This window comes from Staphylococcus sp. 510 (genome assembly GCF_057219715.1).
In genome coordinates this window covers 1-17,591 of sequence record NZ_JBXVVK010000021.1, presented here as the reverse complement: position 1 = coordinate 17,591, position 17,591 = coordinate 1, and the positions used below count along the sequence as shown (strand labels likewise).

Here is a 17,591-nt window from a genome sequence, read left to right as displayed (position 1 = left end):
AAATGATAATGCAGTATTTATGGATCAAAAAGCGATACAAGGTTCCGATCGGTCTAATTTACTAACTTATTTAGGTGTTTTTGATAGAGTCAGAAATTTTTTCAGCAAAGAAACTGGATTAAATAAATCTATGTTTAGTTATAATTCGAAAGGAGCTTGTCCCAATTGTGGTGGTAAAGGTTATATTGAAACAGAACTTGCATTTATGGGTGAATTTTCACAAACATGTGAAGTGTGTCACGGTAAACGTTATAAGCCAGAAGTGTTGAATGCAACTATAGATGGCTATTCCATTGCTGATTTCCTTGAATTGACTGTTGACGAAGGTATAAAATTTTTTGATAAAGAAAATGAAATTCAGTCTAAGTTACAAGCTATAAGTAAAACTGGATTAAATTACGTAACCCTTGGCCAACCTCTATCTACATTATCAGGTGGTGAAATTCAACGCGTTAAATTAGGCCAATATTTAAATGATGATGTTACAGATAGTATTTTTATATTTGATGAACCTACGACAGGTTTACATGAAGCTGATATTCCTATATTGATAAACTGTTTTAATGACCTTATTGAACAAAATAACACTGTTATTTTAATTGAACACAATTTATCAATTATGTGTGATGCTGATTGGATTATAGATGTAGGACCAGGTCCTGGTCTAGATGGGGGTAAAGTACAATTTAGTGGCTATCCTATAAACTTTGTTAAAGAGAATAAAACATTAACATCTAAGCATTTGAAACTTTATATAGCAAATGATTAAAATTGTTTCATATTTTCATATAACATTGGTTCATTAGTGAAACAGGTATTATATTAAAAAAGCGTACGAATTTGTACGCTTTTTTCTTGTGTTATTATTAAAATCTCATAACAGGCAAATATTATGAGATTTTAGACGCTGTCAGAACGTCTTTTTTACATCGAGTGACATTGAATCAAAGTCTTTGTATGTTAATGATATATAAAATTATTTAGTAGATTCATTATAGTAAGCTAGATTAGTTGCTCTACTTGTTTTTATTCTCTTTTGCCTCTAATTTATTGAGATAACGATAAATAGTTGTACGTGAAACTTGCCACTGCTCTGCAATTGTTTTAATGGGCGTACCATTATCATAAAGTGTCTTAAGTAAGTTTAAATCTTGTTTATTTAATTTTTCAGGTCTACCTCCATATCGGCCTCTAGCACGTGCTGCAATTCGACCGGCTGAAGATCGCTCTAAAATTAAATTACGTTCAAACTCTGCAAATGCTGCGAATAAATGAAATAATAATTGTCCTGTAGAACTTGATTTATCCATCGTTATATTTTCTTCTAAACTATGAAAACTCACACCTCGTTCGTTAAGTTCATTAACTAACGTGATTAAATCCTCCATGTTCCGTCCTAGTCTATCTAATCTCCAAACAACAATCGTATCTCCTGACCTCGCAAATTCAATTGCTTTATCTAAACCAGGTCGCTTACTTTTTGAACCACTCATATGGTCATTAAATATCTTTTCACAACCATATGTATTTAATCGATCCTCCTGTAAATTCAAATTTTGTAATCCAGTTGAAACTCTTGCATAACCTATTTTCAAAATACAGACCTCCTATATACACCTTTAGTGTACCATAACTTGATTACGAGGTCTTTTGTGAACATAGATTTTTTGTTGGGTTTTTGAACACATAATTCTATGTAATACTTACTTATTTAGACATAAAAAAAGAGTGTACAGAAAATGGTTATTTTCTGTACACTCTTGTTATTTACATAAGACCCTTTAACATACCGTACCAATACATTTTAGGTAATAAATCTTTTTTAAAAATATACATACTTCTTCGTTCTTTGGCCTGGTTAAAAGGCAATGTTTCTTTTGGTTTTTTATTATAATCAAACTCGGCAAGTATTAATTTATTGTACCCGGTAACGATAGGGCATGAAGTATAACCATCATAATGATGCGTCAACATTTCATTATCCATTACTTGCAATAGGTTATTAACAACTATAGGCGCTTGTTTACGAATTGCTGCTCCTGTTTTGGAAGTAGGTGCATTTGAAGCATCACCAAGCCCAAATATGTTAGAGTAGCTTTTATGCTGTAATGTGGTTGGGTTAACATCTACCCAACCATCACTATCTGAAAGTGTACTTTCTTTAAGTACACCTATGGGACCCATGGGTGGTGTTACATGTAACATTTCATAATCTATTGTCTTTCTATCGTCTGTTTTAATGTGTTCAAATGTAGCCTCTTTTTTGTCTCCGTCAATTTCAACAAGATTATAATTATAATTGACAATTATATCCCTTTCTTCAACAATTTTCTCTAATTCTTTATTATATTTGCCTACGTCAAATAAAGCATCTTTTGGCGTTTCGTATATCACATTAGCATTAGAACGGATATTATGTTTTCTAAAATAATCTTCAGCTAAATACATAATTTTCATAGGTGCGCCTCCACATTTGATAGGCGTATTAGGATGCGTGAAAATCGCGTTCCCTTGTTTAAATTTAGAAATTTGTCTCCAAGTTTCGCGAACATAGTTAGGTGAATAGTTAGAACAAACACCATTTTTACCTATATTCTCTTTTAATCCTTTAATAGAAGACCAATTAATCTGTAATCCAGGGGCTACCACTAAAAATTCGTAACTAACGACCGAATTATCTCCTAAAATAATGCTATTGTTTTCAGGTTGAAAGCTTGAAACAGCATTTTTTATCCATTGAACACCTTCAGGCATAACACTTTTCATATCTTTACGAGAACTTTTTAAACTCGATACCCCAGCACCAACCAAAGTCCATAACGGTTGATAATAATGATATTCAGCCGGGTCTATAATTGCTATTTTTCCTTTTAAGCTTTGATTTTTTCTTAATAGTCTTGATGCCACGGTAATACCTGCTGTACCGCCACCTACAATAACAATTTGATAATACTTACTCATTTTTCCACACCCTTAAATTATTTTAATGATTCTGGAAAATCTTGATAGCCTTCTCTAATATTCACGACATTTTCAAATCCTTTATTTTCTAAGATACCCACTGCGATTGAACTTCTAACACCTGACTGACAATGTACGTATATTTTATCCTCTTTATTAAATGGAATATTTTCATTTAATAATTTACCATGCGGAATATTGACTGCTTGATCTAAGTGCCCATTATTCCACTCTTCTTCATTACGTACGTCGAGTACATTTGCTTCTTCACCAGTAATATCAGCGCTGTGGATGGATTGTGTTAGAATTTCTGATTTTGGTAAACGATAGCCTGCTACATTATCAAAACCAATTAATTGTAAAGTATGCGTTGCTTGTTCAACTGTAGATTTATCTCCGATTAAATCTACATCTTTTTCAAAATCTAAATACCAACCGATCTGGTTAATAAAGTTTTTGTTATAAGGAATATTGATTGTTCCTTGTGTATGTCCACCGTGAAAGGCTTCTTTGCTACGAAGATCAAATGCTATTCTTTCATTATCTAAACTAGGATAAACGTTGTATGGTTGATACATTTTCATACCAAACTGATTAATTTTTTTCATCTGTGCAAAGTGATGGGGTGGCGCTGGTTGATTTGATGTTAATGTTTCAACAAATTTAGATTCATCTGTTACATTAAATGCCCAGTTATTAATTTTTTCGTAACCTAGCGTAGACATTGGTATGGCACCTAATGCTTTACCACAAGGACTTCCAGCACCGTGTCCAGGCCATATTTGAATATAATCTGGTAAATTTTTAACACCTTCTATAGATTGGTACATCTGTTTTGCACCAATCTCTGTAGTACCTTCCATTTGTACTGATTTTTCTAGTAAATCAGGTCTACCGATATCACCAACAAAAATAAAGTCACCACTAAATAAACCCATTGGAACACTTGAGCCGCCACCTTCATCAGTGAGTAAGAAACTGATACTCTCAGGGGTATGACCAGGTGTATGCAAGACTTCTAATTTAATATTACCTACTTGAATAATATCTTGATTTTTAACAAAATTTGTATGTTCCGGCATATTTTTATAACTTAATTGATCATCACCTTCGCCAGATACATATATATTGGCGTTTAAACGTTTTGCCACATCCCGAATTCCAGAAGCAAAATCAGCGTGAATATGTGTTTCAGCAGCTTGTGTAATTTTAAAACCTTCGCTATCTGCAACTTCCATATATTTTGTTAAATCACGAACAGGATCAATTACTATTGCCTCTCCCGTACGTTGACAGCCAACTAAATAAGATGCTTGAGATAAATGATTATCGTAAAATTGTTTGAAAAACATATAAAGAACTCCTTATTTTGATAGATTTAATTAAATAAATAAATTATGACTCGCGTTTTCAGTATCACCTATATAAGTGCCTACACCGCCGTACTCAACTTCATCTCTTAATTCTTCTTTTGTAATACCCATGACATCCATGCTCATGGTACATGCGATTAATTTAATATCTTGAGCTATCGCTTGATTAATGAGTGATGGTAATGAATCAACGTTTTTCTTTTTCATTACGTATCGCATCATGATATTACCTAAACCGAACATATTCATTTTAGATAGTGGCATTTTCAAAGGTGTTTTTGGCAACATCAAATCAAACATTTTTGCGATACCTTTCTTTTTAACGTTAACTGTTTGCGCTTTTTTCAACGCGTTGAGTCCCCAAAACGTAAAGAAGATAGTTACATCTCTTCCTGCAGCTCTAGCGCCATTTGCAATAATCATTGCTGCCACTGCTTTATCTAACTCTCCACTAAATAGTACAATTGTCGTACCTTTAGCAGTATGATTCACTTGTAAGTCTTTTGGTTTTTCTTTTTGAATAATGGCATTAATTCCATGATTACTTTCATCAAGTTTAACTAAAGTATGACCAGTTTGTTTGACCCAGCTTTTAATGTCGCTAAGGAATCCAGGATCTGTGACTGTAACTTCGATTTGCTCGCCTACTTCAATATTTTTCACTTCTTTACTGATGTTTACAATTGGACCTGGACATTGAAGACCACTATAGTTAAATTGTTTACGCTCTGCTTTAATTTCTACATTAGTATTTTCTTCGAATGTATTATCATCGTCGTTTTTTGCTTCATACGCTTTATAGCCACCGTCTAAATTAACAATGTCGTAGCCTTGTTTAGCTAAATATTCGCTCGCTTTAGCACTTCTGGTACCACTTTTACAGTGTACAAAATAGGTTGTGTTTTTATCTTTATTGAACGATTCAATCTTATCTACAGGATGTAATGTCGCACCATTTATATGTGCAAGCTCATATTCTTCTTGTGTTCTAACGTCAATCAGTTGACCTTGTGCACCCAATTTTTCTAATTCTTGTTTACTGAAATTATTGATATGATTTTCGTTATATTGTTTCATATTAACCTCCTAATAAATACCTATATGGGTATATTAACTAATTATTTATATTATGTCAAATACGGTAGGGGGTATTTGACATGTTTACTTTTATCGTTTATTATGACTTTATTCAATTAAAAGTGGAGGAAATAACTATGAATTATGATAAAAAAATGATTAATCGTATTAATAGAATACAAGGACAACTCAATGGCGTTATTAAAATGATGGAAGAAGAAAAAGATTGTAAAGATGTCATTACTCAAATCAGTGCATCAAAAAGTTCAATCCAACGTTTGATGGGAATTATCATTAGTGAAAATTTAATAGAATGTGTAAAAGCAGCAGAGGATAATGGTGAAAATTCTGAAGAATTGATTAATGAAGCCGTTAACTTATTGGTAAAAAGTAAATAATGGATATTTCAACTATTATTATGATGTTACTTATTGGGGTATTCGGAGGCTTTATTTCGGGTCTAGTAGGTATAGGTGGCGCCATCATTATTTATCCAGCTATTTTATTATTACCACCACTATTTGGCGCTCCTGCGTACAGTGCATACATGGCATCAGGACTTACTTCCAGTCAAGTCTTTTTCAGTACTTTAAGTGGGTCATTAAAAGCGCGAAAAAAACCAGAATTTTCGCCACTATTAGTGCTTTACATGGGTAGTGGCATGATTATAGGCAGCATGTTAGGTGGACTGTTAGCAAATTTATTTAATGCTACATTTGTAAATACGATATATATTATCATTGCTTTACTCGCATTAATTTTAATGTTTATTAACATAAAACCGAGTTTAGATCAATCTTCCTTTAACAAGCCATTATTAGTTATGGTTGGTCTTTTCGTTGGTATCATTTCAGGTATAGTTGGAGCAGGCGGCGCTTTTATTATTATTCCTATATTGCTAGTTTTATTCAAATTACCAATGAATACGGTAGTTGCTAATAGTATAGTAATTGCTTTTATATCTTCAATTGGCGCCTTTATCATTAAACTTATACAAGGTTACATTCCTTTAGAAGATGCGTTATTTTTAATAATAGGGAGTATTATTTTCGCTCCGTTAGGTTTAAAATTAGGTAAAAAGGTCCCTAGTTTTGTACAAAAGTGGATTATCAGTATTTTAATTATTATTGCAATTATTCAAATTGTTTTATAAATAAGAAAGAGAAGTACAACTAATATTAGTTGTACTTCTCTTTCTTATTTATAAAGTTAAAACATTCTCATATAGCAAGTAAAATAACAACTTTAAGATTTAAAAGGGTAGCTCTTAGCTATCCTTTTTCTCATTTATTAAGTAAAGTAATTCTCATATATCCAGTAAAGTGACATTGCGATAATTTCAACAACTTACTTTGTATGATTAGGGTGTACCCTAAATTATATTGTTCCATAGTTAATAGAAATATTGAAATTTACTATAATTAAACTGTCAAGGTAAGTCGGAATATGCATTGTAAAGCTTGATATGTCAGTAATAATAAAGAAGAATAGGCCTAGTAAGAAAAAGGCTGATCTTTTTTTGACTGTAGTAATATGGAATGCCTTCAATGTGTTGTGTTTGTTTGTGAGAATCTATATCAATTTTTTAATATACTTATAGTCTAACTATAAAAGTACTTAGCAACAATAAATGTCACAGTTGATAAACAAATAGATACAATAATGACAGCTATTAATGGTTTGAAAGCACGATCTTTTAAGTCTTTAAATGAAACATTTAACCCTAATGCAACCATTGCCATCAATAAGCATATAGTAGTGATATTATCTATAATTTGCATAACCATGTGTGGCAAGGATACATAAGTATGGAATAATGCCATCATGACAAAACCAAGTAAAAAGTAAGGTACATCAATACGCTTTTTTTCATTCTCACTATGCGATTTTTTTCTCATAATTAAAATTAAAATAATACTCAGAGGTATTAATAAAAACACACGTCCCAGTTTTCCTAACAGTCCCATACTCAAAGCCTCTTGGCCTGAGAAGTCTGAAGCAAGAATTACATGTGCAATTTCATGTAAACTTGTACCTGACCAGACCCCAAATACTTCAGGAGATATTGTAAAAATAGAATATATTACAGTATATGCAAGCGAAAATATAGTGCCAATAAGTGCGACAATACCAATACTAATCGCAGAATCTTTTTCTCTAGATTTTAATATTGGAGATACTGCTGCAATAGCTGCCGCGCCACACACCCCAGTGCCAATACCTAATAATAGGATGAGGTTTTTATCTCCTTTAATATATTTATTTAGTAACAACATTAATCCGATACTAAAAAGGATGACTCCAATATCGATTAATACCAAATCGCTACCTTTTCCAATTACATCATAAATATTTAACTTTAATCCATATAATATAATAGCTAATTTCAGTAACCGTTTAGACGAAAATGCGATTCCTGAACGATATGCTTCAGGGTAACCCTTAAAATGTCTATATAGAATCGCAATCAGTATAGCAATTGTTAAAGCACCTATCTTATCTAAAAATGGTAACTTTGAGCCTAATAAACTTATAACTGCGATGATAAATGTGAATAATAAACCATAAATAAAGGCTTTGCTTTTTAAGGACTTCACTTTTTAACTCCTCCTTTATCAAAAGCTTAGCATCGCATAGTTATAACGTAAAATAAATATTGAGTATATTACTCATAACATTTTTTGTTATAATAGAGGTATTCAAATGTCAGGAGACCTAGTTAATGGATTCATTAAAAGTTCTAACTGAAGTAGTTAAAACGCAAAGTTTTACTAAAGCTGCAGAAAATTTATATACTTCACAGCCATCAATAAGTCGCGATATTAAACGATTAGAACTGGAATACGATGTAAAAATTTTCGAATTTAGACATTCTAAAATGTCTTTAACAAGTGATGGGGAGAAACTATTTCAATATGCTTTACAACGTGAGCGATTAGAACAAAACTTAAGACACGATTTGAAAATGCAACCTGATATAATTTCAGGAGATTTAACGATAGGGAGTAGTTACACTTATGGCGAATATCGATTGTCACAACATCTTGCTGATTTAGCCAAAAATTATCCTGAATTATACATTCATGTGTATTTAAATAATTCTGATACAGTATTACAACATATTAAGAATAACACTATCGATTTAGGTATAATCGAAAAAGAGGTTCAAAGTAATATTATACACAGTAGACGTATTGCTCAAGATGAAATAGTATTAATTCGTAAAAAATCATCTTCTTCAAATAAGTCAATATGTTTTATCAGAGAACGTGGATCAGGGACAAGAGTCTATCAGGAAAATGCGTTATCACAAATGACTTCATCCTCTTATTTAGTAGAAATTAACAACACAAATCTAATTAAAAATATGGTCCACGCTGATAAAGGCTTTTCTATTGTTTCTAAATCAACATTAACACCTTATGATTTAGAAAAGCTAGAAGTAACAAACTTAGACATCAAACGTTATTTCTATTTAGTCATACATAAGGATAAGTATATTGATACGAAGCTTAATGAAGTTATTAAAAATTTGATTTCATGAATTTTGATCTTTGTATTATTTATTCTAAATTTAATGCACGTTCTAATGACAATCTATATAAAAAAAGGATAAACTCTCAATACATAACATTCATAAATTATCCTTTAAATTATTGACAATTAGCGTCAAAATATTGAAACGATACCTTGTAACTGATACTGTACATATCACTTTGCATTTCTCCACTAACTAGTGTTATAATTTAGTTAACAAATAGTGTACTAACATGATAAACACCGAGCCCGATAACTACTGCGAATAGTTATCGGGCTCTTTTGGTGTATTAGCTATATGTCGCCGCTAAATTACTTCTCACGATTATTCAGCCAATGAGAAAATAATGTGAGTATAACTCCTACTACGATAGGAGCTATAATAGTTACAAATAGTGTACTGAACATGATGTCACCTCCTTCCATGCTAAATACAGCACAGAAGTGAACGACGACCTTTGTATTATATCATTTCTAATAATTGAGTTACAGATAACTTCCGATAAGTGATTTTATGTTATATCTTTGCTTTTTTTATAGTATCAAGACAAGAAGAAACTCGTTTTCAACTCGTTTCTAAAAACACAAAAAGGACGTCACTAAATGCTATTATTCCTTTCAAGTATTTTTATGATTTTTTTAGGTAATTTAATTTTAAAAAACCCTCCAGAAAAGATAAATTACTTCTACGGTTTTAGAACAAAAAAATCAATGAAAACTCAAGAAAATTGGTATAAAGCTCAAATCAATTGTGGACTATACCTAAAACATTTTTTTAAATATAGTCTTTGTTTTTCCGTAATTTTTATAATCTTAGATGCATTTTCACTAATAACAAATAAAGAAAATATAATACTATGGTCTGTCATAATTCAAAGCATAATTCTCTGTGTTTTACTCTTATACATAATACCTAAAACTAACAAAAAATTAGATTAATTAAAAAAAGAAAGCAAATCCTAAGATTCACTTTCTTTTTTTAAACCACTCAACAAACCAAAAATAAAAATTAAAACAGAAACAAATAAACATAAGACAAAAAGACCATTGAACTCAGGTGTATTAAAGAAAGAAAACAATTCCAAATTACTTAAATTACTAAGAAAGCCGCTATCATTAGGAGTTAATTTTAGATAATCAAAAATAAAAATTAAAATAAACGTCCCAACTGCAAAAAGAATAGCCGAAATTAAATATTTTAAAAACTTACTCAAGATACCCCCCCTTTTTTAAATAAATTATCAAACTTAATTGCTTTATTCCAATTGCTTTATTGACGTTGAGCCTCGGAACCCTTAACAATCCCAAAACTTGTCGAATGGTCGGCTTAATAGCTCACGCTATGCCGACATTCGTCTGCAAGTTTAGTTAAGGGTTCTTCTCAACGATCAATAAATTTTCTCGGCATAAATGCGTGTTCTACTCCCCGAATTTTTATTCAAACAACATAAAAATTTGATAAATAGCTAGTACCAGCAACACAACATATACATACTCATTCGTTAAAAAATTCTCTAATGCTTCTCTAAATTTCATTTTTTAACAACTCCTGTTTTCTCATAAATTTATCCACTTTCATTTTTTCTTTTAACAAACTTTATCATAACTCTTACAAAAAATTTGAGTGCCTTTATTTTTAATTTTAAAGGGGCATTTTGAAGAAACACTAAATATTTACATAGTTTTATATCCAAAATTCTATATAAGCTCTTAAAACGCAAATGAGAGCCAAATAAATATATTTTGAGTTCACATCATAAAACTTTAGCAAAACCAGTGTCGATTTTTTAGACACTGCCCAGTTACATGCAAACTAAAATTTTGCATAAAATGGCTCAAAAAATCATCACCTTTTTTAGTTCCTGCAGGAGCAATTTCTTTCAAAAAACCACCGAATTTTGAATTGGCTCCAAATTCTTTGTAAGAGCATAAGGGAAATTTGCCACCTATTAAAAAGGTGGGTCTGGCGAAGCCAGACATTTCAAGGGTTACAACATTTTACATTAGGTGCCTGAAATTTGTTTTGTACCCAGAATGTACCCACAAGATATTGTGTTGTACCCATTTTGTCCCCACATCATATTGTGTCTGTACCCAAAATGTACCCAGCCATTTTTAGCGTATTTTCAACAAAAAAACGCTAGCTTTTTGCTAACGTTTAAGAAAATTTATTTTTATTTTTCTTCTTCAATTTCATCAATCATTTGATGATTAATTTCTTGTTTTTCACTTTCTGTTAAATCAAAAACTTCACTCGTTAAATATTCTTTTTTATTCCAAATATAAAAATATACTGTCAAATCACCTTCTTTTAGAAAATGCAATTTGGCATGTTTTCTGTTCTATTTTATTTCTTTAGACAGTCTAAAATAAATCATACTTTGCTTTTTAATTAACATTTTATAGTTAATTAAAATACTCTTGATGCTCGCTAAAATAATTTTAGGAAGATTAAAATAAAAAATATAAAAACGGTTAACACTTTTACATTTTTAAAAGTTAAAACAACGCTAAATGATCATTTTGTTTTTCATCTTATGCGACATGTTTGAGCCATTATTAAACGAAGAATACTCGTTTATAGAAAAAAATAGGACTAAAACAGAAATATTTTAGTCCCACCTACTTGCTTAACTACAATTCATTTTCAGATTTACTCAATTGCCATTGAAGATAAAATTCGACTGCTGTTAAGAGAACATTAATTAATGACAAAGTAACTTTAATCTTTTTCTTATTGCTCATAAGTGGATCCTCCTTTCTTTAATAGCAGCGTGCTATGTTGTGAAATTGTGGTATTGTGACATTGTATTGATGTTATTTTGTTATCTCCTCCTTTACCTTTCGTTTGGTCTAGGTGGTTGCCATAGCAACCACTTGTTAATAAAAAAAGAGAACATCTATTTAAAGATGCTCTCTAATTGGATCATTGTTGGCCTATTAAATTGAATTATTGATTAAATAAAGATGTAATGGGTAAATGATCACGTCGCTTATTCAGCGTATGTACTTCTGCGAATTCTGATTTAAGAGATTTCATTAAGTACCCTTGCATGGCTTCAACGGTTTCATTTTTTTGAATAAGCATGGCTTTAAAACGTTTAAGAACATGAAGTATTTCTATTTCCATATCTTCTAACAAGTAGTAGCTATCAATCGCATTGTTGAAAGATGTTTTGGCTTTTAATAATACAGTTTTGATAATTTTAATTTCAGCTACTTCAAAGTTACTTAGATAGTTTTGAATACTATGTGGTAGTTCTTCTAATAATTGGAACTTTAAAGCTTCATCATTAAAATTTGGATTATAGTGATTTGAATGATTTGTGTGATTACTGGGATATGTTGGTTTATTATCATTCAAATCATTCGTATCATTATTCTCAGTCTTAATATAATCAGTATCATTATAATTAGTATCATTAGACTGTGAATTTGGAAGTTCTTGACCACTTAAATTCACAGTTCTAGAACTTCCAAATTCATTGTTCTGGAACTGTGAATTTGGAAGTTCCTTTCTATGACTGGATTTAATGCCATAATTAGGTTTTAATAGGTATAATCTATTTGGTTTATTAAGGCCAACACGTTCTTGAGTTAGTAAATTAAAACTTATTAACTCTTTTTTTAATTTTATAATTTTTTGTTCTGCATAACCTAAGTATTCGCACAAATGTTTATTACTGAAGATAAAGTAAATGTTATTATTTTTATCTACCCATTCATTTTGGATGGATAATTCAAAGCGATCTTTTAATAACGCATACATAATTTTGGCTTCCGCCGACATTTTTTTAAAATATGCATCTTCGAATAAATATTTAGGTAGTTGATAAAACCTTTCAGTTTTTACTTGTGATAAATTGTATTTTTCAAAATTGGGCATAATAAAAACCTCATTTCCATTTTTAGGATTGAGGTAATAAAACAATTTTTACGTAAGTTATATGTCTTGTGCTTGCACTTAGATGGTTAGATAGATATAATACAAGTATCAAAAAATATATAAACAAACGAGTGCGAATCGTTTTATTACCGAGAGTCAATGCTACGCCAATAGCATTGACTCTTTTAGTATCTATAAAGCAATATTAACACTTTTAAGAAAGTATATAAAGAGTTTTAAATGTAGTTAAAAGCACATTGCCATGGCAAAATGTGTAGTTCATTATTTTAGTACCTAATTAAGTTTCAAAAATATATTATAAGGAGCTAATTAGGTACATATGTAGTAAATAGGTAGTAAATTTAGGCGGTAAGTGATGAAATAAACTTCATTAGGTGGTAAAATTTAGGTACTAAATTAGGTACCTAAGGGTGGGTGTTATGAGAACTATTAAAATGGTTGCTGATGAATTAGGTGTAACTAAACAAACTATTGTTAATAATGCTAAAAGTTTAAATATAACTTTTGAAAAAGAAAATGGGATTAATTATATTGATGATAATGATTATTTGAAAATTATAGAAAAAATTACTAAGAAAGAGAGTACAATCCAAAATAAAGAATCAGTAAAAAAAGAATTGTTTGGTGAAAATACTGCAAAAGCAGAAAAGAATATATATAATAATTCAAATAGTTCTGAGACATTAAAAACAAAAGTAAACGAATTAGAAAAGCAAATAGAAATCTTTGAAACTAGAGCTAAAAATGATGAAAAATATATTGAGAATTTAACTAAGCAATTAGATCAACAAAATAGCAATGTTAATACATTAAATAAATTGTTGGAGAATCAACAAATATTAGCTTTAGAAAGCAATAAAAAAATTCAAAAACTAGAAAGCCAATTAGAAGAAGAAAGACAGCTCAATTATTCTTTTGATACAGAGACGAATAATAGACAAAACATTAATCCGCAAGAAGCAACTTTTACTGAAGAATCGCAAAATATCAACCAACAACAAACAAAGCGTCAACCAACAGAAGTAAATTACAAGGATATAGCCGAAGAGAAAAAGAACGACAGTACAAATGAAGGTGAATTAACAAAAGAGGATAAGTTCGTTGAAGAAACGAAGAGTGATCCTGATGATAATAGAGAGGTAGAACCACCTAAAAAGGGATTTTGGAGTCGATTCTTCGGTAATTAAAAATGAATTTAAAAGGTGTATCAAGGGGGTTATAAATCCTTGATACACCTTTTATAGTGATGGAACTTCTGATAATCATTTGTCATGTCAATATCTACGATTATTGTTTTTAAGTGTATCTAGAAAATCATCTCCCCAATCACAAATTGAAAAGACTACTTTATCAAGCTTTAAACCTATCTCAGTCAATCTATAATCTACTTTAGGAGGGACTACTGGATAAACCGTCCTTTCAATGATTTTGTCTTGTTCTAGTTCTCTAAGTTGTCTTATTAACATTCGTTGGTTGATATCAGGTAGTTTATTTTGTAATTCACTTAATCTTAAGCGCTTATTTTGTAAAAGATGGTAAACAATGGTAATTTTCCATCTTCCACCAATGACAGACAGGGCTAAATCTTTCGATGTATAAAATTCTTTATTATTATATTCAATTAACAAAACAAATCCTCCATTTTATATAGTGACAAAAATGTCAGTATTGTTATTCGAAGCAACTAATACCATAATAGCATTATAAAAGATAGAGAGGAGAAACTTTAATGAAATTACAATTAGCAATCGATCTATTAGACCAAAAAGAAGCAGCAAAATTAGCTCAAGAAGTAGAGGAATTCATTGATATCGTAGAAATTGGAACACCAATTGTTATAAATGAAGGACTATCTGCTGTTGAACATATGAGTAAATCAGTCACTAACACACAAGTATTAGCAGATTTAAAAATTATGGATGCTGCTAGTTATGAAGTAAGTCAAGCTGTAAAATTCGGTGCTGACATCGTAACAATTCTGGGTGTTTCTGAAGATGCTTCAATTAAAAGTGCTATCGAAGAAGCACATAACCATGGCAAAGAATTATTAGTTGATATGATCGCGGTTCAAAATTTAGAACAACGTGCAGCTGAATTAGATAAAATGGGTGCTGATTATATTGCAGTACATACTGGTTACGATTTACAAGCTAAAGGTGTATCACCTTTAGAAAGTTTACGTACTGTTAAATCAGTTATTTCAAATTCAAAAGTAGCCGTAGCAGGTGGTATCAAACTCGATACAATTAAATCAGTGGCGGTTGAACAACCAGATTTAATTATTGTTGGTGGTGGCATCGCAAACGCTGACGATCCAAAAGCTGCTGCTAAACAATGCCGTGATATAATTGATGGAAATGCTTAACCATTTTTAATATATGTTTAAACCCCCTCCTTCTTAGTGTATATAATATCTAGATTTAAAAATTATAATTGAAAGGTAATGTTGTAATATGACTAAAAAAGTAGCAATCATTTTAGCAGATGAATTTGAAGATATAGAATTAACTAGTCCAAAAGAAGCATTAGAAAATGCTGGATTTGAGACTGAGATTATTGGTGATACAGCTAATCATGAAGTTGTTGGTAAACATGGTGAAAAAGTAACTGTAGATGTTAGTATCGCAGATGCTAAACCAGAAAATTATGATGCATTATTAATTCCTGGTGGATTTTCACCTGACCATTTACGTGGTGATGAAGAAGGTCGTTATGGTACATTTACTAAGTATTTCACTCAAAATGATGTACCAACATTTGCGATTTGTCATGGCCCACTATTATTAGTTGATACTGATGATTTAAATGGACGTACAATAACTGGTGTTATCAATGTACGTAAAGATTTATCTAATGCAGGAGCACATGTTGTTGATGAATCAGTTGTAGTAGACAACAATATTGTAACAAGTCGTGTACCAGATGACTTAGATGATTTCAATAGAGAGATTATTAAACAATTAGAAGCATAAATTTGTAATATCTATCAATATTCATTGTCTTAATGACTATCGCCAAATTTTTTAAATTTGGCGATAGTTTTTTAGTTGAGACATTATATGAATAAACCAAAAACATAAAATTAATTTTAAAAGATGTTTATATTAATGTAATATAACTTGAGTTACTAATATGCTATCCCCGAATACAAGTACAAAGATAACAACTGGCCAAACGAAACGGAACCAATGTGAATAACGCATATTGACCAAATTGATACGCAGATACAATGATATATCTAGATATATCAACCGTATCAGCTAATGCTGCAAAAATAGGCTTCGCTAGTACTGCTAGTCCAAAAGATGGAATAATGAAACTTAGGAAGAAAAAGATAAATTAAGTTAGTGTGATAATTTAATCAATTGATAAAAATTATAATGGAGGGTGAATTTATGAATGATATTACTATCATAGGAGCTTCACAGAATAATTTAAAAAATATAGATATAACTATACCTAAACATTTGATTACAGTATTTACAGGACGTTCTGGTTCAGGTAAGTCATCACTGGTTTTCAATACAATAGCTGCTGAATCTGAACAACTTTTAAATGAAAGTTATTCTAGCTATATTCAATTTCATTTAAATCAGCAACCTAAACCAAAAGTAAAAGAAATTAAAAATCTTCCTGTAGCAATGACAATTAGTCAAAAAAGATTTAATGGTAATTCTCGCTCTACTGTAGGTACAGTGTCTGATATATATGCCTCTGTTAGATTGTTGTGGTCAAGGGTAGGTGAACCTTTTGTTGGTTATTCAGATTCCTTTTCATTTAACAGTCCCAATGGTATGTGTAAAACATGTGAAGGATTAGGTTACATTGAAGACATTAATTTAAATGAACTCTTAGATTGGAACAAATCTTTAAATGAAGGTGCTATTAATTTCCCTTCTTTTGGCCCTGATAAAGAAAGAGGGAAAGCTTATCGTGATAGTGGTCTATTCGATAATGATAAAAAATTAAAAGCATATACAAAAGAAGAATTAGATTTGTTTTTGTATCAGGAGCCAATAAAATTAAAAAATCCGCCCGAAGAATGGCGAAAATCAGCAAAATATGTGGGACTTATACCTAGATTTAGAAGAATATTCTTGGGAGATAAAGAATTTAACAAAAAACGTTATGCTAAACATCTTAAAAATGTTGTGGAAAATAAAATTTGTCCAACTTGTAACGGTCAACGTTTAAATTCGAAAATTTTGAGTTGTAAAATTATAGGAAAAAATATTTCAGATTTCACACAAATGACTGTAAAAGAAAATTTAGTATTTCTTAATAAATTAAATAATTCAACAGCCCAGTTTATTATTGAACCACTCCGAAAACAATTAGAAGCACTTGATTATATAGGATTAAGTTATTTAACTCTTAACCGTGTAACCACTTCTTTATCAGGTGGAGAAGCACAACGGCTTAAATTAATACGACATTTAAATAGTTCGCTATCTGATTTGGTTTATATCATTGATGAACCAAGTGTTGGTTTACATCCAGAGGATATTGCAAAAATAAATGAAATTTTGAAATCTTTAAAACATAAAGGTAATACAGTATTAATTGTAGAACATGATCCTGATGTAATTAAGGAAGCAGATTATATTATTGATATGGGGCCAAGTTCAGGGGCGCAAGGTGGAGAGATAACGTTTAAGGGAACATACAAAGAATTATTGTCTTCAGATACATCTACTGGGGAAGCGCTACGTATCAAACATCACTTAAAAAATGAG

General features: G+C 30.7%; 18 protein-coding genes and 2 pseudogenes. 9 read left to right on the top strand and 11 right to left on the bottom strand.

Annotation, left to right across the window (positions count from 1 at the left end; all coding sequences use genetic code 11):
* Positions 1-769: pseudogene (locus AC2D8K_RS11860) on the top strand (ATP-binding cassette domain-containing protein); the annotation flags it as partial.
* 247 nt (positions 770-1,016) lie between these two features.
* On the opposite strand, the gene AC2D8K_RS11855 reads toward AC2D8K_RS11860, so the two are convergent.
* The 4 genes from AC2D8K_RS11855 to cstA all read right to left on the bottom strand — a co-directional run bounded on the left by AC2D8K_RS11855 (position 1,017) and on the right by cstA (position 5,411).
* On the bottom strand, positions 1,017-1,595 hold the full coding sequence (locus AC2D8K_RS11855) for a recombinase family protein (protein WP_000690637.1): 579 nt from the start codon (positions 1,593-1,595) through the stop codon (positions 1,017-1,019).
* A 172-nt stretch (positions 1,596-1,767) separates the two neighbouring features.
* On the bottom strand, positions 1,768-2,961 hold the full coding sequence (gene sqr / locus AC2D8K_RS11850; protein ID WP_119536035.1) for a type II sulfide:quinone oxidoreductase Sqr: 1,194 nt from the start codon (positions 2,959-2,961) through the stop codon (positions 1,768-1,770).
* A 17-nt stretch (positions 2,962-2,978) separates the two neighbouring features.
* Positions 2,979-4,313 (bottom strand): persulfide dioxygenase-sulfurtransferase CstB, encoded by a 1,335-nt coding sequence (cstB, locus tag AC2D8K_RS11845; RefSeq protein ID WP_050215127.1) that lies wholly within the window; start codon positions 4,311-4,313, stop codon positions 2,979-2,981.
* Between the two features lie 30 nt (positions 4,314-4,343).
* Positions 4,344-5,411, bottom strand: coding sequence for a persulfide response sulfurtransferase CstA (cstA, locus tag AC2D8K_RS11840; RefSeq protein WP_107384736.1), 1,068 nt, complete (start codon positions 5,409-5,411; stop codon positions 4,344-4,346).
* 137 nt (positions 5,412-5,548) lie between these two features.
* On the opposite strand from cstA, the gene cstR reads away from it, so the two are divergent.
* Together cstR and AC2D8K_RS11830 are read left to right on the top strand one after the other, a co-directional pair.
* A complete protein-coding gene (gene cstR / locus AC2D8K_RS11835) occupies positions 5,549-5,809 on the top strand; it encodes a persulfide-sensing transcriptional repressor CstR (RefSeq protein WP_002510747.1) in 261 nt (86 codons plus the stop codon).
* Positions 5,809-6,564 (top strand): sulfite exporter TauE/SafE family protein, encoded by a 756-nt coding sequence (locus tag AC2D8K_RS11830; RefSeq protein WP_050215129.1) that lies wholly within the window; start codon positions 5,809-5,811, stop codon positions 6,562-6,564. The genes cstR and AC2D8K_RS11830 overlap by 1 nt, the downstream gene beginning before the upstream one ends.
* A 448-nt stretch (positions 6,565-7,012) precedes the next feature.
* Here AC2D8K_RS11830 and AC2D8K_RS11825 read toward each other — a convergent pair whose 3' ends face one another.
* Entirely contained in the window at positions 7,013-8,008 is a 996-nt protein-coding gene (locus tag AC2D8K_RS11825) for a YeiH family protein (protein WP_000838599.1), read from the bottom strand.
* 125 nt (positions 8,009-8,133) lie between these two features.
* Here AC2D8K_RS11825 and AC2D8K_RS11820 point away from each other — a divergent pair, with 125 nt between their 5' ends.
* A complete protein-coding gene (locus tag AC2D8K_RS11820; protein WP_000377738.1) occupies positions 8,134-8,955 on the top strand; it encodes a LysR family transcriptional regulator in 822 nt (273 codons plus the stop codon).
* Positions 8,956-9,260: 305 nt separating this feature from the next.
* On the opposite strand, the gene AC2D8K_RS11815 is transcribed toward AC2D8K_RS11820, so the two are convergent.
* The gene (locus AC2D8K_RS11815) at positions 9,261-9,356 is read right to left on the bottom strand and encodes a type I toxin-antitoxin system Fst family toxin (RefSeq protein WP_000493115.1); all 96 of its coding nucleotides are present in this window, start codon (positions 9,354-9,356) and stop codon (positions 9,261-9,263) included.
* A 195-nt stretch (positions 9,357-9,551) separates the two neighbouring features.
* Between AC2D8K_RS11815 and AC2D8K_RS11810 the strand changes: the two genes are divergently transcribed.
* Positions 9,552-9,887: an SdpI family protein gene (locus AC2D8K_RS11810; protein ID WP_145520017.1), complete on the top strand. Its 336-nt coding sequence runs from the start codon at positions 9,552-9,554 to the stop codon at positions 9,885-9,887.
* 20 nt (positions 9,888-9,907) lie between these two features.
* Here AC2D8K_RS11810 and AC2D8K_RS11805 read toward each other — a convergent pair whose 3' ends face one another.
* The 3 genes from AC2D8K_RS11805 to AC2D8K_RS11795 all read right to left on the bottom strand — a co-directional run bounded on the left by AC2D8K_RS11805 (position 9,908) and on the right by AC2D8K_RS11795 (position 12,834).
* Positions 9,908-10,162 carry a hypothetical protein gene (locus AC2D8K_RS11805; protein ID WP_104681729.1) on the bottom strand — a complete coding sequence of 85 codons (255 nt, stop codon included), beginning with the start codon at positions 10,160-10,162 and terminating at the stop codon, positions 9,908-9,910.
* Between the two features lie 960 nt (positions 10,163-11,122).
* Positions 11,123-11,272: a Rep protein gene (locus AC2D8K_RS11800; protein ID WP_145520032.1), complete on the bottom strand. Its 150-nt coding sequence runs from the start codon at positions 11,270-11,272 to the stop codon at positions 11,123-11,125.
* 626 nt (positions 11,273-11,898) lie between these two features.
* Complete coding sequence (locus AC2D8K_RS11795) at positions 11,899-12,834, bottom strand: replication initiator protein A (protein WP_145520030.1); 936 nt, start codon at positions 12,832-12,834, stop codon at positions 11,899-11,901.
* Between the two features lie 440 nt (positions 12,835-13,274).
* On the opposite strand from AC2D8K_RS11795, the gene AC2D8K_RS11790 reads away from it, so the two are divergent.
* A complete protein-coding gene (locus tag AC2D8K_RS11790) occupies positions 13,275-14,042 on the top strand; it encodes a DUF536 domain-containing protein (protein ID WP_145520028.1) in 768 nt (255 codons plus the stop codon).
* A gap of 87 nt (positions 14,043-14,129) precedes the next feature.
* Here AC2D8K_RS11790 and AC2D8K_RS11785 read toward each other — a convergent pair whose 3' ends face one another.
* The gene (locus AC2D8K_RS11785) at positions 14,130-14,483 is read right to left on the bottom strand and encodes a winged helix-turn-helix transcriptional regulator (RefSeq protein WP_145520026.1); all 354 of its coding nucleotides are present in this window, start codon (positions 14,481-14,483) and stop codon (positions 14,130-14,132) included.
* Positions 14,484-14,584: 101 nt separating this feature from the next.
* Here AC2D8K_RS11785 and hxlA point away from each other — a divergent pair, with 101 nt between their 5' ends.
* Positions 14,585-15,220 carry a 3-hexulose-6-phosphate synthase gene (hxlA, locus tag AC2D8K_RS11780; protein ID WP_145520024.1) on the top strand — a complete coding sequence of 212 codons (636 nt, stop codon included), beginning with the start codon at positions 14,585-14,587 and terminating at the stop codon, positions 15,218-15,220.
* Positions 15,221-15,308: 88 nt separating this feature from the next.
* Complete coding sequence (locus AC2D8K_RS11775; protein ID WP_145520022.1) at positions 15,309-15,827, top strand: type 1 glutamine amidotransferase domain-containing protein; 519 nt, start codon at positions 15,309-15,311, stop codon at positions 15,825-15,827.
* A gap of 132 nt (positions 15,828-15,959) precedes the next feature.
* On the opposite strand, the pseudogene AC2D8K_RS11770 reads toward AC2D8K_RS11775, so the two are convergent.
* Positions 15,960-16,194: pseudogene (locus AC2D8K_RS11770) on the bottom strand (YfcC family protein); the annotation flags it as partial.
* Between the two features lie 56 nt (positions 16,195-16,250).
* Between AC2D8K_RS11770 and AC2D8K_RS11765 the strand changes: the two are divergent.
* On the top strand, positions 16,251-17,591 hold a 1,341-nt coding region (locus AC2D8K_RS11765), incomplete at its 3' end, for an excinuclease ABC subunit UvrA (RefSeq protein ID WP_484698751.1).